The following is a 15018-nucleotide window of genomic DNA, read 5'->3' as shown; positions in this document are numbered from 1 at the left end:
GCATTAATGTTAGTGAAAATATAATTTTAGAAAATCTGTAAAATATTTTTAAAAAGGCCTTGTGAGAACAAAAGAAGTGTTCTATATTTGCCGTCCAATATCGCGGGATAGAGCAGTAGGTAGCTCGTCGGGCTCATAACCCGAAGGTCACTGGTTCGAGTCCAGTTCCCGCTACTAGAGAAATCAAGCCTTCACAGAAATGTGAGGGCTTTTTTTATGTCTTGGGTACAACATAGGTACAACATTTAGGGCTTTTTCATTGACTAATTAGCTTTGATAATTATTGATATCATTTGTGTATGTATTTTATTTTGAGCTGACAGTTAACCTAATACTTTCTTTCTTTTAAGTAGTTGTTGCCTAAATAGAACCAAATCTATTTTTAATTGCTGCATACCATATCCTTTTAAGCTATAAACTTTTTTACGGCAACATTTTTTGTATTTAGGTTTTCCACATAACGGACATTCAATATTGGGTTGATGCTTAATACCACCTATCGAAGTTTCCAAAAGTGCAATTATATCTTCAAAATTTTCGAGGTCGAATTCCTCTTGATAAAATTGAGCGATTCCTTCAAAATGATGTTTGTATTCCCCATTTGCATACTCACCCGTTGATTCCTTGTAATGGTAATTGGCAAAAAAGGGATATATGACATTCCTGTAAAACTCTTCAAATGTAATTCCTCGCTTTTTGCTCTTTAAAAGTTTATGTGGAATATCCAAACAGCAAACGCCTTCTTTTGAGATATGATAATCCCAATCTCTATCAATTATTTGAGTTTTTTCTATTACGATAGGAATAGTGTATGGGTATTCAACTTTATTAATTAAAATGAGAATTTCAAATTGCCCCCAAAGTTTGCCTTTCTTATCGAGTACGCTAATTTTCCCTTCAAGAGCCAAATAACCAGGTTTAGGGCTATGCACATCCTTAAAAGAATAATACTTGCCCAAAAAGCTATCAATATCACAATTGAGATTTGTCTTAGTCATAGTTAAAATAAGGCTTGCTTTTGGATGCAATGGGGTATAAGTCTCTACTGTTCCTGTTTGGGTCAGGCAAGGTATTTATTGTTAATACTAGAACGCCCATATCGTTTTGAACAGCCAAGTTGTTATCTACCAAGTAGCGTTCCCAATCGAAATTGTATTGATAATATTTCCGTCCATCCTCATAATCGTGTATTTCTTTACTTCGTTGCTCAAAATACTTGTCTTTCCTGAGTTGGGTTGTTACATTGTGCCCTACCACAATTCCGCTGTTTTTGGCATTACTCTGCATTTTTGGTGCAAGGCTAGTATGCAAGCTACACGTAGTAACTTCCCCAGATTCGCCAATACCAGAATAGAACCAATCTACCTGTTTTGAATGACCTAAATCCAGTCCGGCCCTTGTGTGGATATCTTGTATGCCATTATCTTCAAAAAAGTCTTTGAGGTCGTTTTTTACAAAGTAAGATATCATTGAAAAAGATTTTAGCGCATCTTCTACTGCCTTCAATTTTTCAATATTCTTTCCGCCAAAATATACCATTAAGCCATCACCTTGAATACGATGAACATAGCCGCCACAAAGATTAACTGCAAAAATTGAAGCTCGAATGATACTTTCCGTTATCAATCGGACGGTACCTTTTGTAAAGTTATTAAAGAGCTTGGTGCTTTTCTTTACATCTATAAAGCCGGATATTATCCAATGCTCTTCAACCAAGTCTGTAGCTTTTAGATAAGTAAAGTCAGGATGACTTCCCAATGGTTGGTAGTCGAAAGTTTCTTTAACGCCCATTCCTTTAGCAAATAGTTTCATTTCGCGGGAAAGTTCACGTCCAGGAAGTTCATTTCTTAGTAATTTAAGATACTCGCGGTTGCTTTCCAACATAGGTTCACTAAGCCCGTAAATTTTGTTTGATTTTGTAGGGTCGTTCTCGACCGCTTTTTTAATTACATTTTTGTAGTCTTCAAATAAGTTCATTTTATGAGGTAATTTTAATTAATATGTAGGTTGAGGGTGCTAAAAGCATAAATTGTATGATTAATAGAACACAAGCCCATTTAAGTTTTCTGAATTTTGATTTTAACCCTTTTGAAAGGATATAAACCTGATTTCTTAAATCTTTTAAATTGCCTTTTTTAGTTTGGTTTTTTGAAAGGTCAAAAAATTCATCGGGCTCTTTCTGTCCTATACTAGCAAAATAATACAAGGATTCTATCTCTGATTTTGCCGAAAAATATGGCATACTAGCTAATGCCAATAGGATGAGACTACCCACACCGAGGGTTATGATTGCCGCCAAAAAAAACAATAAATAGTTTTCTTGATTGAGTAATTCTTGTATTTGAGTTATGAGCGTGATAGTACCACCTGTTATAAATGTATTGATGGCGATATATACCGCTGTTTTATTATTTACGCTATCGTAATAATGGTCTAGGCGATTTACAGTATATTCTAATCTTTCTTTTTCCATACAGTTAAATTTATTAACTAGGCTGATTCTTAAGATCCAGCCTAGTTGATTACTTGATAGCTTTTGCGACAGCCGATACAGCTGCCACAAATGTTACCACAGTAAGAATGGTAGAAATAACTTTAGCGTTATCCCCGTTTAAATGTAGACAAGTGTCCATTTTGCAAAGACTCAACTTGTCATTTTGAAATGAATAATTCATAGTCAAAATTTAAATTAGCCCAATTTCACAGCATTTGGGTTTCGCTGAAGTGTTACTTGCTTTTATCAGTAACACCTTTAAATTTTCTACCGCTGGTCTTTACATCCATAAATCTTCCTGAATCGGAATCTCTTTTAACGTAAAGCCCAGTTTTAGTGTTTTTAACTTGTGTTCTGCTTTTTATTGCACCGTGTCTGCGATTATCACCACTTTTTCCATTTGTTGCCATTTGTATTGTTTTATAGGTGCTACACTTTCATATGCTTTTAAATTTATTTTTTTTACCGTCATTTGGTAAATTTTTACGACATTGAAGCATATACTTAATGAATGAGGGTAGCTACAACTTCAGAAATAATAGAACAGCTTAACGCAATCGATATAAAGAGCCTCTTAAACAGGATGGAACTTTATACTCGTGATCGCTTTTATGACAAGAGTGACAGAAACAAAAAAGGCTTTCAGTTTCAAGATTTTTGTCATCAAACATTAACTAAAGCCTGTGATGGTACACGCAAATGGAAACCAGATAATTGCTCTTTTGAGAAATTTATATTTTGGGCTTTACATAGTGATTTAGATAGTTTTTTTAAACAGTTAAAAAGAAAAGGCGATGATTCTGATGAAAACCCTCAATCAGAATACATAATCAATATTCCAAATTATTCCGATGAAGAACCTACTGAAGACTTTAATTATGAAAAGATTGATGATGAAGTGAGATTGCAGCAATGGATAAAACAGTTGGAAGACCAAGGGGCGGACAAAGAGGAAGTAGAAGTGTTCGAATGCTTGGCAAATGGAATTGACAAACCAAAAGACATAGCGGATTTACTCGATAAACCAATCGATGTGATTTATACAATATCTAGAAGATTAAGAAGAAAAAAAATCAAATTCAACGAGAAGTGGACAAGCTTAAAAAAACAGTAAAGGAAAGTCTTGATAATTTTGACAAAGCGATTCCTGATAATTTGGTTAGGAAGCAGCTTGAGATGGAAGGTGTCGATTTAGATGAACAATCTTTATTACAAGATAAATTTATCAAGCAATTGAAATTTAGATTAAAGTCAAAGAGTATTGTATTGAAGAATGATAGTATGCTTGACAAAGCATCAAATTATTTTAAAGATGCTTTAACCAAAGGGCTAGATAAGCCTATTGCGTATATGAACAATTTAATTCAAACAAATCAATTACAAACACAATTCAGTAGATTGGAAAAAATGTCTGAAGAACAAATTAAAGACATTATTAAAGACCAAAACCTGATTGAAATTTTAGAAATGCTTGAGGAAGAATCAGAAGGGCAGTAACAAGGCCAAAGAAATATTACAACAAATCGGATTTGATGAAGTCACAGAACTTTCTATGAAAGATTTATTGGCTGGTTTTGATGTTATCTACATAGAAGAAGAATTAAATGGTTCAGACGGTGTCATCATTAGAGGTAAGTCAAAAACAATCATTAAGGTAGATACAAATATTTCTACCCTTCAGCGCAAAAGGTTTGTTGCTGCGCACGAATTAGGACACTTCTTTCTTCACGATAAATTGGAATTTCATTTGGACGATGAGAAAACTCTAAGCTGGAATAGATTAGAAGAAGTTCACAAAAGAGGTATTCAAGAAATTGAAGCGAACGATTTTGCAGGCGAGCTTTTAATGCCCGAACAAGTTTTTAGAGACTTCATTGCAAGAAAGCCATTTGGTCCAGATTTGATTAAAGAGTTAAGTGAGCGTTTCAATACCAGCTTAACTTCTGTAATATTTAGAATGTTAAGTTTGGAAATTGCACCTTTTTTCGTTGTTTTTATGGCCGACGGTGTTGTACGCTATTGGCGCAAAACGGAAGATTTTAAATGTTATACAAACGATATTACTAAAATTCAGCCACCAGAGTTTTCAGTTGCAAAAGAGTATATAAATTCAAATTATGAGTTTATCTATGAAGGAGCTGAGAAAACTCAATCTATTGAAAAGTCGACCTGGTTTAAATTAAATGACTGGGAAGAAGATATTGAGTTTAATGAATATTGCTTACCTACGAAAAAATACAAAACACTTATAAGTGTTATTTGGGAAGCATAGCTAATAGGTTTTTATAATCACTCAATCTAATATTTTTTCAAAAAAATCAAGGGATATTGTCTGCAACAGAATCCCTAATTTATAATCTATTTCTAAATACTGAAGTACTATTTGGAAATTGATAATAGAATTATCTAAAAGAGGAGTTTATTATCATACAATATAACCGCAATTTAAACTCGTAAAATACTTCCATCAAAAGACTACGGCATAAAGCCATCGCTTCTTCCTACGCTAATTTATTCCGTTTCCTTTTGAGCCAAGATTTTATCTTCCGTTTGGTTTCTGCTCAAATATTGTTTAATCAAAAATTTGAGTATTATGACAACAAAAGCGAGTACCACAAGAAAGAGCGGTAAAAAAATTACGGCCGCCAAGAAAGAAGTCAAAGAAAAATTGACACAAAAAGCGATTGGACTTCAGATTGAGAACCTATCAATTGCAAAGGTCATTCCCGACCCGATGCAGCCCAGAAAAACTTTTAATGAAGCACATCTGCAACAGCTTTCCGAAAGCGTCAAAAAGCACGGTGTTCTACAGCCTATTACAGTTCGAAAATCTGGAAACGGATTTATCATCGTGATGGGCGAACGTAGGTATCGAGCAAGTAAGCTGGCCGACAAGAAAACTATTCCGTGTATTGTCAGGGAATATAAGGACAACGATGTTCTTGAAATTCAAATCATCGAAAATTTGCAAAGGCAGGATGTTGAACCGACCGAAGAAGCTCAGGCGATTGCTTACCTAAGCGAGAAATATGCACCTACCGAAATTGCGAAGCGATTGGGTAGAACGGATAACTTCATCAGACAGCGACTAAAATTGGCTGGCTTGATTGACGGTTTTAAGCACTTTGTCCGCAATGGCGAAATGACCATTTCTTTAGGTGTAGGTGTAGCGCTCTTTGAACCAGAGGAACAGCAGATGATGCTGGAAACAATGGGCGAGGATTTTAATGCGCACCAGATAAACAAGATGATTAAGGACCAGACCTACGATTTAGAAAAAGCATCTTTTGATGTAAATGACAAAAAATTGGTTCCGAAAGCTGGGTCTTGTGTTGAATGTCCTTTCAATGCTGCAAATCAAGGCAATCTGTTTGGCGATGGTAAAATGGTTTGTACAAAAGCAGCCTGTTTCGAAACTAAGAAAAGTAAATCGCTCTTGAACCTGATTGAGAAATCCAAGAAAGAGAATATCCTATTGGTTCCTGAAATAAGACAATATTGGGCAGATGACGAAAACAATCAGCTCATTATATCGCAATTAGAAAAGAACGGATTGACGGTCTATCTACTGGACGATGTTGAAATTATAGAGAATCCAATTGTACCTACAATAGAAGCCATCAAGAAAGAATATCAACATTACGATTATTCTGAAGATGAGTTAAAGGCAGAATTGGATGAAGCAATGCAGAATTATAAAGAAGCATTGGAAAAATTCAATTCAGCAAAAGAAGATGCATTTAAAAACGGTATTGTGTTTCATCCCGATTCATTCCAGCACAAGGAAATTTTTGTAAAGATTGTTGAAAAATTAAAGAACGATTCTACGGATTATTCCGCACAATTGGCCGACAGGAAAATGGCAGATTGTACGCCTGAAGAACAAATCGTAAAAATCAACGAAAGGGAAATCCGGAAGAAGCAAATAGAGAACAACAAGCAATTTGAAGAAGTGGTTGAGATGATTCGCGAGACGAAATACATCGATACAAAGAAGACACTTTCAATGGATGAAATGGTGGCATTCTCGATATCGCTATTTGAGAATAATGTGGACTATATGAGCCAACAAAAGTATTTCTCAAAGTTCTTGGGAGACACTTCAAAGATGACCAAAGTTGGAATGGTCGAGAATTTCAAGAAGAAGTTCAAAAAGGAAATCTTTCACAAGTTGATACGCTATATGCTCACAAAGCAAGTGCATTTTGGCGAAAGCAATCACGTCAATAATCTGACGAACATTTCATTTTACAACGCAATGCAAGGATATTACAAATCCAAGATTGCCGGCATTGAAAACGAATATGCCGAAAAGAGAGGCAAACGTGAGGAACGTTTGAAAGAGCGTATCACAGTTCTTGAAAAGCAAATTCAGGAACTCAACGATTAGCTTTTGTTGTTTGAGGAAGGGTCGGCATTTGTGCTGGCCCTTTTTCTTTTTTATGATAGTTTTTAAAAAATGTATTTACAAAGAGGGGGTTATCAATCAATAGTTAGCGCAAAAGTAAACTCGTAAAATACACCCATCAAAAGACTACGGCATAAAGCCAACGCAACATCCTACGCTTATTTAATCCGTTTCCTTTTGAGCTGAGATTTTATCTTCCGTTTGGGTACTGCTCAAATATTGTTTAATCAAAATATATCATTATGAAAAGAGTATCTGAAAAACCTAAAATTTCGCTACAAGAAGCTGAAAAGCATTATCAGTCAAGTAGTAAAAATTATGACATTGATAGTGGCGAAAGTCACTTGGCTTATTACAGGGATAAGCATCCCAACTATTACCGAGTATTATCAGAAAATGTTTAACCTGCCTGTCGGCAGACAGGTCTAAATTCAAAAGTAATGTATTTACAAAATCTACAACAGGATGAAATCTTTGTTCCATCAGAAATGAAATCCTTAAAAAGTCTGACACAGATGGAATCCCGAAGAGGGCTTGAAAATGCCATAATCTCTAATGGCAAAATCGTCAATGTGGTATCGAACAGCTATGGCCACATTCCAAATCAACTGTTCTTCAAGAAAGCTGAAGAAATGCTGACCGATGAACAACTGAATTTCCACAAACGCACCATCAACAAAAATGATAGGTCGTTTATTACCGACTTTATCATCGATGATAAAAGCCAGTTTACGGTCAAGAACCATAAGGACTTGATACTGCCGATGCTTCGGTTCAAAAACTCGTATGACGGAAGTGAAAAGACCTCTGGACACTTTGGGTTTTACAGGGAAGTATGTTCAAATGGCTTGCACGTTTCTCAAGCGGAAATCGAGTTTTCCATCAAGCACAGTAAGAACAATACGCACTTGATTATGCCGAGGCTGAACAATCTATTCGATAAATTTCTCGACAATGAATTCTATACCATTACAAAGAAATTCGACAAGATGAAAGAATTTAAAATCATCGATACACAGGAATTTGTAAAAGCGATTCTTGACAAAACAAAACTGTTTAGGTATGAATGTAGCGATAATAATAGCGACCCGTCGAAAAAATCTCGTGAGGTCATCGAAATCTTAAACTATGAAGCCTTGTTGCTCAATGAAGAACCAAATCTGTGGTTAGGTTACAATGCGTTTAATTCAGTACTTCATAATGTTTTGAAGAAAAGCTTTGGCCAACAAGAACGGTTGGATAAAAAACTGTTCGACGAAGTCTATGCAATGGCATAAAGCCAAAAGGTTCATCCAGTACCTTAAACTGGATTTTCCCCCTTTGCAATACTTATAAAATAATTTAGAATTTAGTTTGATAGTGTGTCAATTTTCCCAGACAAGAAATATTGCTATCTTTGTAATTAATGCAAAAACCAAATAAAATAGCGGCATTTTTCTTTTTAGGCTTGTTTAGCCTTATGATGCTGCATCAGGTTTTTCCGCATTTGCACCATCAGCACGAGGAAACGCATTCCTTTTCAGATATTGCTCATACTGACGAACACCATCATCACGATGACAGTTCGCACGAAAAGGAAGAATCCCCATACGGATTTTTTGGGTTCTTTATGGAAATGCACGTCCACTCAACGGTATCCAGCGATATTGTTGTACTTAAAAGGAATACAGTTGAGCAGCAGACCAATGTTGATAAGGATATAGTAAAAAGTTCTTTTGAAACTCAAAAAATCTTTTTGATTGACTATAGGCAAAATAGTAAACCGCCTGTCTATCATCCACCCAATACATATTTTAATCCCTACCTCTCTTCCCTCGACTCACGAGGCCCACCATCTTTAGGTTAATCATTTAGGAGAATGGTATCGCTATGGTATTATTCCCTTTTATAAATGCAGACCTGTCAGCCGACAGGTAAGATTAAACCTAAAATTTCAAACAATGAACAAATACATCGTGTCCGCGATTTGCGGATGCCTGTTCTATGTTAATGGTTTCTCACAGGATAAAAATATTGGGGAACTGCTTAACGAAATAGAACAGAACAATACAGAGTTAAAAGGCTATCAATCTTTCATTGAAAGTCAGCAACTCGAAAACAGGAGCAACAATAATTTGCCTGACCCACAGCTTTCTGGCTTTTATTTGCCATTTGGCGACAATACAACTGGAGATTATACCGAATATCAACTATCGCAATCTTTTGAATTCCCAACGGTATATGCTGCTCGTAGCAAATGGAACGAGTCTAAATCGCAACAGTTAGCGTCAGCCTATGCTAATAAAAGACTGGAAGTCTTATTGAAAGCAAAAAATACGCTTTTGGAACTTGCTTTCTTGCAAAAGCAAAAAACTATTGAAGCAGAAAGAAAAACCCAGAGCAAGCAGGTTTTTGACCAAATCCAAAAACTTTTTGATACCGAGCAAGTAGGCATTTTAGATTTGAATAAAGCGAAAATTGCTTGGATTCAAGAGCAGTTTGTTGTGGAACAGATTGAAAGCGAAATCCAAATTTTGTTATCCAAACTCAAAACCTTGAACGGAGGCAATGCAATTGATGGTATTTCGTCAAGTATTGCATTACCTATCGAAGTTGGTACGGTAGATAATCTTTGGCAGGAAAAATTAGCGAAAGACCCTTTACTACAAGAATTAAAGGCTAATGAATCTGCATCTCGTCAAAAAGTAAAACTGGAAAAAAACAAGGTGCTGCCAAACGTGGCACTTGGCTATAATTATCAAGGCGTTAGCGGTAGTCATTATTCTGGGTTTTATGGCGGTGTTTCAATTCCACTTTGGAGTAGCAAGAACAAAGTAAAAGCTGCCGAAGCGAATTATGAGTATCAACAGTCCAACACGCAGGTAGTTACCACTTCGCTTTATACACAATTTCAAAAAACCTATAATCGATACGAATTGATACTCGAAAAATTTAATGAGTATCAAACCACTATGGGCAATTTAAATAGCGAGCAACTGCTTTTTAAGGCTTATATGTTGGGCGAGTATTCGTTTATGGATTATTACGTGGAGCTTCAGTTTTATCGGAATGCATCAGATAAAATGCTGCAAATGGAAAAGGAACTGCAACTGCTTCAAGCACAATTATTAAAACATCAGTTATAAATTTTTAAACATACAATTATGAAATCGAAGATTCACGAATACCAAAACAAATATTTAGCAATGAGTAAAATTTCAAAATCAATATTCGCAATAGCAATCGCATCAACATTTTTAGTAACCTCTTGTCGAGAAACAAAAACCGAAAATACTGACGACCACGGTCACGAGCATAATGAGGATGGTAGTCATACGGAAGAAACCATAGAGCTAGAAGAGTTTAAAGTAGGAACTGATTCTATGGAAACAAAAACAGAGGAACACGGGCACGACCACGATTCAGAAGGGAATCATACAGATGATGATTCTGACACCCACAAACACGATGATGAGTCAGAACACCACGACCATTAAAAATCAAAAACATACGAAAGATGAAATATATAATAATAGTGCTCGCCTTTTTGGCAATGTCCTGCAATAACAAGTCAGAAGACGCACACGCACACAACGAAGATGGTAGTCACGTGGGCGAAGAAATTCCACGATTGAGCCATACTATCTGGACGGATAAAACAGAACTCTTTGTTGAGTTTCCTGCGCTCATAGTAGGTAACGGAAGTAGATTTGCAGCCCATTTTACGGTTTTGGATAAACACCAGCCCGTTCAAGAAGGTTCTGTAACGGTCAGCTTAATAAAAGATGGAAAAGGAATTAGAAATACGGTAGATGCACCGTCATCCCCAGGCATTTTTTCGCCTGCCATACAACCGAAAGAAGAAGGAAACTATCAATTGGTTTTTGAATTAACTACACCTGAATATTCAGATAAAATAACAATTGACGATGTTACGGTTTATGCTAATATAGATGAAGCCATAAAAGCTTTGGGTACGGAAGAAGAAGATGAGGGCATCTCGTTTTTAAAGGAACAAGCTTGGAAAATCGATTTTCAAACCGCGCCTGTAGTTTCGGGTAAAATTTACGATGTCATCAATACATCCGGTGTTTGGATGCCATCGCCAGGTTCAACAAAGTCCTTGGCAGCAAAATCTAATGGTGTGGTAGATTTTAAAGTGAATAACCTTACGGAAGGCACAGCGGTAAAACAAGGTCAGCTTTTGATGAGCTTGAACAGTCAAGGTTTGGCATCCAACAATTTAAGTACGGATATCGCTTCCGCGAAAGCGACATTCCAACAAGCCAAATCTGAATATGAACGGAAGAAAGAGTTATACGACTCTAAAATTGTCCCCAAATCTGAATTTGAGAAAGTGGAAAGCAGTTTTGAAATCGCCAAAGCCAACTATCAATCATTGGTATCTGGTGTTTCAGGTGGAAGCAAACAAATTCGCGCACCTTTTGATGGGTTTATAAAATCCATTACGGTTTCTAATGGCGATTATGTGGCGCAAGGCGTGGCATTGGTAGCTATTGGCACACACCAATCCAAAGTATTGAAAACCCAGTTAGCACCTAACTATGGACTCACAATGGAGAACGTACAGGGAATCTGGTATCAAACGAGCAACGGACAATGGGCAGATGTAACAGATGCGGAAGGCAAAATTCTTTCTATTGGTAAGGATGTGGAGCGTGAAAATCCATTGATTTCAGTTTTTGCACAAGTGAATGCAGATGTCGATATGCCAGAAGGAAGCTTAACACCTGTTCAAATCGCAATGGGAAATGCTACCCAAAATACTACGATTCCTGTTAATGCTTTATTGGAAGATTATGGAAGTTATTCCGTCATCGTACAGCTTTCAGGGGAAAGTTTTGAAAGACGACCTGTGAAAATAGGAAAGCGTAATGGCGAGAATGTAGAAATTATTCAAGGCTTACAAGTTGGCGAAGTGGTAGTAACCACAGGAGCATACCAAGTTAAAATGGCTTCAATGTCTGGTTCAACACCTGCACACGGTCACGAACATTAAAAACGAAGAGAAATGTTAAACAAAATATTATCAATTTCACTTCAAAACAGATTGCTCATTCTATTGGGAGCGGTTGCATTGAGTGTACTGGGCGTGTATTATGCACGTACAATGAACGTCGATGTATTCCCAGACCTTACAGCGCCAACGGTAACAATTCTTACCGAAGCGCACGGAATGGAATCTGAAGAAGTAGAAAAATTAGTAACCTATCAATTGGAAACGGCCTTAAACGGTTCGCCCAATGTGAGACGTATCCGTTCATCATCGGCAGCAGGAATTTCAATTGTTTGGATAGAATTTGAATGGGGAACCGATATTTATCGAGCACGCCAAATTGTTAGTGAACGCATCCCGATGGTAAGGGAAAATTTACCAGAAGGCATTGGCGCGCCAACAATGGCACCTATTTCATCCATTATGGGCGAGATAATGTTATTGGGCGTAACGTCCGATAGTTTATCGCCAATGGAAGTAAGAACCTTATCAGATTGGACAATCAGACCACGCATAAAAGCGATTGGTGGTATTGCAAATGTAGTAGTCATTGGTGGCGATTATAAGCAATACCAAGTATTTGCCAATCCTGAAAAGATGAAACATTATAATGTAAGTCTAACCGAATTGGTAGAACACGTTAAGGAAGCAAACACAAATGCACCTGGTGGCGTGATTAATCAATATGGTAACCAGTATATCATTAAAGGTAGCGGTAGAGCGTATGCGCTTGAAGATTTACAAGAAGCGGTTCTTAAGGAAGTGAATGGTCAAACCATCAAAATAAAAGATGTAGCAACTGTACAAATCGGAGCTGCCGATAAAATTGGCGACGGTTCATTAAATGCAAAACCCGCTGTGATTCTGACCATTTCAAAGCAACCCGATGTGAATACCTTGGAGTTGACAGACCGCTTGGACGAAGCCATTGCAGACTTGGAAACAACCTTGCCAAAAGGTGTCAACATCAAAAGCCAAATCTTTAGACAGTCCGATTTCATAGATGCTTCTATTAGTAATCTAAATATGACTCTTTTAGAAGGTGCGTTTTTTGTAATGATTATCCTGTTCATCTTTTTAATGAACTGGAGGACTACCGTTATTTCCTTGCTGGCTATCCCTATTTCATTATTGGTTTCCATCATCATATTAAAATGGTTGGGTTACACCATAAATACAATGAGTTTGGGTGGTATGGCAATCGCCATTGGTGCGTTGGTAGATGATGCCATCATCGATGTGGAAAATGTGTATAAACGCTTGCGCAAAAATATCAGAAAACCAAAAGCAGAACGTCAATCGACTATAAAAGTAGTGCGTGATGCTTCTGTAGAAATACGAAGCTCTATTATTATCGCGACCTTAATTATCATCGTATCATTTGTTCCCTTGTTCTTTTTAAGCGGAATGGAAGGTCGATTATTGCAACCGCTGGGCATAGCCTTTGTAACATCGGTATTGACCTCATTGGTTGTTGCCGTAACGGTTACGCCTATTTTGTGTTCTTATTTATTGGACAATGAGAAGCTTCTAAACAAACAAGCTGATGGTACAAAAGTAGAGCGTTGGTTGCAGAAACATTATGGCAACCTTCTGGAACGTGCGACTAAAATACCTAAAACCATTATAGGCGTAACTGTCATTGCATTTGTATTGAGTCTTTTAGTTGTCACACAATTGGGAAGAAGTTTTCTTCCAGAATTTAATGAAGGTTCATTGGTAATTAGCGTGGTTGGTCCACCGGGAATGTCTTTGGAAGAAAGTAATAAGACTGGAAAGTTAATAGAGACCATTTTATTGGATATGCCCGAAGTAGAGGTCGTTACTCGAAGACAAGGACGTGCCGAACTGGACGAACACGCCCAAGGTGTTAATGCTTCGGAAATCGATGTGCCCTTTGTTCTCGAGGACAAAACCAAAGAAGAGTTCTTTGAAGAAGTCCGAAATAAATTGAGCATCGCACCTGGTGTTAATATCACATTGGGACAACCCATCGCACACCGTATTGACCATATGCTTTCGGGTACACGTGCCAATATTGCCATCAAGATATTTGGTTCCGATTTACAACGTCTATTTGAAGTAGGGAAAAGTGTAGAACAGAACATCAAGGATATTGATGGATTGGCAGATGTTGCAGTTGACCAACAAATTGAAGTACCACAAATACGCATCAAACCCAAACGCCAGATTCTTTCGGCTTATGGAATGACGGTCGGTAATTTAATGGAACAGGTAGATATCGCTTTTGCAGGCGAAGAAGCAGGCGAAATTTACGAAGGACAGCAATACTTTGATTTGGTAGTTCGCTATGAAAAACCGTTTCGGGACAACATTGAGAATATCGGTAACACGTTAATAAGTCTTCCAAATGGTGGTCAAACCACTTTGGGCGAACTGGCAACTATTCAATCTGTAAGCAGTCCAAACACTATCAATCGAGAAGATGTGCAACGTAAGATTGTGGTAGCAGCCAATGTTCAAGGCAGGGATTTACGTGGTGCCGTTAACGAAATAAAGGAAGTGGTCGCCAGCAATGTAAATATGCCAGAAGGTTATCGTGTACAATATGGCGGACAATTTGAAAGTGAATCCAAAGCATCACAATTGCTTTTGATAACAGCCATAATTGCAATAGCCATCATTTTCTTGCTATTATATTATGAGTTCAAGGATGTAAAACTGGCGTTCGTAGTCTTAATCAATCTACCATTAGCGTTGATTGGTGGTATTTTGATTGTGTACTTCACATCAGGAATCATCAGTATCGCTGCGACCATTGGATTTATCAGTCTCTTTGGAATAGCAACCCGTAATGGTATTTTATTGGTATCACGTTATGAAGATTTACGAAAGGAAGGAATCCAAGGCTTTCAATTGATAAAGAAAGGTGCATTAGATAGATTAAATCCCATTTTAATGACTGCCTTTACCACAGGTCTGGCATTGATACCATTAGCCTTAAAAGGTGGCGAACCCGGAAGTGAAATACAAAGCCCTATGGCAGTTGTGATTTTGGGTGGTTTGCTTTCAGCTACTATTTTGAACTTGGTGGTAATTCCTTGTGTGTATCAGCTATTAGTTAATAAAAAACGGAATTCAAACGAAACAATATGATTT

General features: G+C 37.1%; 15 protein-coding genes and 1 tRNA gene. 12 read left to right on the top strand and 4 right to left on the bottom strand.

The features are described from left to right. Positions 1-101 precede the first annotated feature (101 nt). A tRNA-Met gene (locus DSM00_RS09400) sits at positions 102-174 on the top strand. Between the two features lie 149 nt (positions 175-323). On the opposite strand, the gene DSM00_RS09395 is transcribed toward DSM00_RS09400, so the two are convergent. The 4 genes from DSM00_RS09395 to DSM00_RS15550 all read right to left on the bottom strand — a co-directional run bounded on the left by DSM00_RS09395 (position 324) and on the right by DSM00_RS15550 (position 2904). Next, positions 324-998, bottom strand: coding sequence for a hypothetical protein (locus DSM00_RS09395; protein WP_026753671.1), 675 nt, complete (start codon positions 996-998; stop codon positions 324-326). Next, a complete protein-coding gene (locus tag DSM00_RS09390; protein ID WP_128757751.1) occupies positions 991-1812 on the bottom strand; it encodes an adenylate/guanylate cyclase domain-containing protein in 822 nt (273 codons plus the stop codon). Before DSM00_RS09390 ends, DSM00_RS09395 begins: the two co-directional genes overlap by 8 nt. 166 nt (positions 1813-1978) lie before the next feature. Then, positions 1979-2473 carry a Pycsar system effector family protein gene (locus DSM00_RS09385; RefSeq protein WP_128757750.1) on the bottom strand — a complete coding sequence of 165 codons (495 nt, stop codon included), beginning with the start codon at positions 2471-2473 and terminating at the stop codon, positions 1979-1981. 254 nt (positions 2474-2727) lie between these two features. Further along, the gene (locus DSM00_RS15550; RefSeq protein ID WP_164916316.1) at positions 2728-2904 is read right to left on the bottom strand and encodes a hypothetical protein; all 177 of its coding nucleotides are present in this window, start codon (positions 2902-2904) and stop codon (positions 2728-2730) included. Between the two features lie 101 nt (positions 2905-3005). On the opposite strand from DSM00_RS15550, the gene DSM00_RS09380 reads away from it, so the two are divergent. From DSM00_RS09380 to DSM00_RS09335, 11 genes are all read left to right on the top strand, one after another. Further along, complete coding sequence (locus tag DSM00_RS09380; RefSeq protein ID WP_026753668.1) at positions 3006-3608, top strand: hypothetical protein; 603 nt, start codon at positions 3006-3008, stop codon at positions 3606-3608. Next, positions 3584-3991: a hypothetical protein gene (locus DSM00_RS09375; protein ID WP_128757749.1), complete on the top strand. Its 408-nt coding sequence runs from the start codon at positions 3584-3586 to the stop codon at positions 3989-3991. Before DSM00_RS09380 ends, DSM00_RS09375 begins: the two co-directional genes overlap by 25 nt. 55 nt (positions 3992-4046) lie before the next feature. Further along, positions 4047-4766 carry an ImmA/IrrE family metallo-endopeptidase gene (locus DSM00_RS09370; RefSeq protein WP_128757748.1) on the top strand — a complete coding sequence of 240 codons (720 nt, stop codon included), beginning with the start codon at positions 4047-4049 and terminating at the stop codon, positions 4764-4766. 321 nt (positions 4767-5087) lie between these two features. Then, positions 5088-6884, top strand: a complete 1797-nt coding sequence (locus tag DSM00_RS09365; RefSeq protein WP_128757747.1) for a ParB/RepB/Spo0J family partition protein — start codon at positions 5088-5090, stop codon at positions 6882-6884. A gap of 260 nt (positions 6885-7144) precedes the next feature. Further along, a complete protein-coding gene (locus tag DSM00_RS15545) occupies positions 7145-7306 on the top strand; it encodes a hypothetical protein (protein WP_156032956.1) in 162 nt (53 codons plus the stop codon). 36 nt (positions 7307-7342) lie between these two features. Further along, positions 7343-8179 (top strand): DUF932 domain-containing protein, encoded by an 837-nt coding sequence (locus DSM00_RS09360; protein WP_026753664.1) that lies wholly within the window; start codon positions 7343-7345, stop codon positions 8177-8179. Between the two features lie 128 nt (positions 8180-8307). Beyond that, entirely contained in the window at positions 8308-8748 is a 441-nt protein-coding gene (locus DSM00_RS09355) for a hypothetical protein (protein ID WP_128757746.1), read from the top strand. Between the two features lie 94 nt (positions 8749-8842). After that, positions 8843-10027, top strand: a complete 1185-nt coding sequence (locus DSM00_RS09350) for a TolC family protein (protein WP_047550348.1) — start codon at positions 8843-8845, stop codon at positions 10025-10027. An 18-nt stretch (positions 10028-10045) separates the two neighbouring features. Further along, complete coding sequence (locus tag DSM00_RS09345; protein WP_047550351.1) at positions 10046-10378, top strand: hypothetical protein; 333 nt, start codon at positions 10046-10048, stop codon at positions 10376-10378. Between the two features lie 20 nt (positions 10379-10398). Continuing rightward, a complete protein-coding gene (locus tag DSM00_RS09340) occupies positions 10399-11901 on the top strand; it encodes an efflux RND transporter periplasmic adaptor subunit (RefSeq protein ID WP_128757745.1) in 1503 nt (500 codons plus the stop codon). Between the two features lie 12 nt (positions 11902-11913). Further along, positions 11914-15015 carry an efflux RND transporter permease subunit gene (locus tag DSM00_RS09335; RefSeq protein ID WP_128757744.1) on the top strand — a complete coding sequence of 1034 codons (3102 nt, stop codon included), beginning with the start codon at positions 11914-11916 and terminating at the stop codon, positions 15013-15015. Positions 15016-15018: the final 3 nt, after the last annotated feature.

Source organism: Leeuwenhoekiella aequorea (assembly GCF_004104375.1).
GTDB classification, from domain to species: Bacteria; Bacteroidota; Bacteroidia; order Flavobacteriales; family Flavobacteriaceae; genus Leeuwenhoekiella; species Leeuwenhoekiella aequorea.
The sequence above is the reverse complement of the archived record's forward strand: the minus strand, read 5'-3'. Positions and strand labels throughout refer to the sequence as shown.

What these genes read in the sequence shown, in the direction of transcription:
- DSM00_RS09395 (WP_026753671.1), bottom strand. Translation starts at nt 998, where the DNA reads ATGACTAAGACAAATCTCAATTGTGATATTGATAGCTTTTTGGGCAAG.
- DSM00_RS09390 (WP_128757751.1), bottom strand. Translation starts at nt 1,812, where the DNA reads ATGAAACTATTTGCTAAAGGAATGGGCGTTAAAGAAACTTTCGACTAC.
- DSM00_RS09385 (WP_128757750.1), bottom strand. Translation starts at nt 2,473, where the DNA reads ATGGAAAAAGAAAGATTAGAATATACTGTAAATCGCCTAGACCATTAT.
- DSM00_RS15550 (WP_164916316.1), bottom strand. Translation starts at nt 2,904, where the DNA reads ATGGCAACAAATGGAAAAAGTGGTGATAATCGCAGACACGGTGCAATA.
- DSM00_RS09380 (WP_026753668.1), top strand. Translation starts at nt 3,006, where the DNA reads ATGAGGGTAGCTACAACTTCAGAAATAATAGAACAGCTTAACGCAATC.
- DSM00_RS09370 (WP_128757748.1), top strand. Translation starts at nt 4,047, where the DNA reads ATGAAAGATTTATTGGCTGGTTTTGATGTTATCTACATAGAAGAAGAA.
- DSM00_RS09365 (WP_128757747.1), top strand. Translation starts at nt 5,088, where the DNA reads ATGACAACAAAAGCGAGTACCACAAGAAAGAGCGGTAAAAAAATTACG.
- DSM00_RS15545 (WP_156032956.1), top strand. Translation starts at nt 7,145, where the DNA reads ATGAAAAGAGTATCTGAAAAACCTAAAATTTCGCTACAAGAAGCTGAA.
- DSM00_RS09360 (WP_026753664.1), top strand. Translation starts at nt 7,343, where the DNA reads ATGTATTTACAAAATCTACAACAGGATGAAATCTTTGTTCCATCAGAA.
- DSM00_RS09355 (WP_128757746.1), top strand. Translation starts at nt 8,308, where the DNA reads ATGCAAAAACCAAATAAAATAGCGGCATTTTTCTTTTTAGGCTTGTTT.
- DSM00_RS09350 (WP_047550348.1), top strand. Translation starts at nt 8,843, where the DNA reads ATGAACAAATACATCGTGTCCGCGATTTGCGGATGCCTGTTCTATGTT.
- DSM00_RS09345 (WP_047550351.1), top strand. Translation starts at nt 10,046, where the DNA reads ATGAAATCGAAGATTCACGAATACCAAAACAAATATTTAGCAATGAGT.
- DSM00_RS09340 (WP_128757745.1), top strand. Translation starts at nt 10,399, where the DNA reads ATGAAATATATAATAATAGTGCTCGCCTTTTTGGCAATGTCCTGCAAT.
- DSM00_RS09335 (WP_128757744.1), top strand. Translation starts at nt 11,914, where the DNA reads ATGTTAAACAAAATATTATCAATTTCACTTCAAAACAGATTGCTCATT.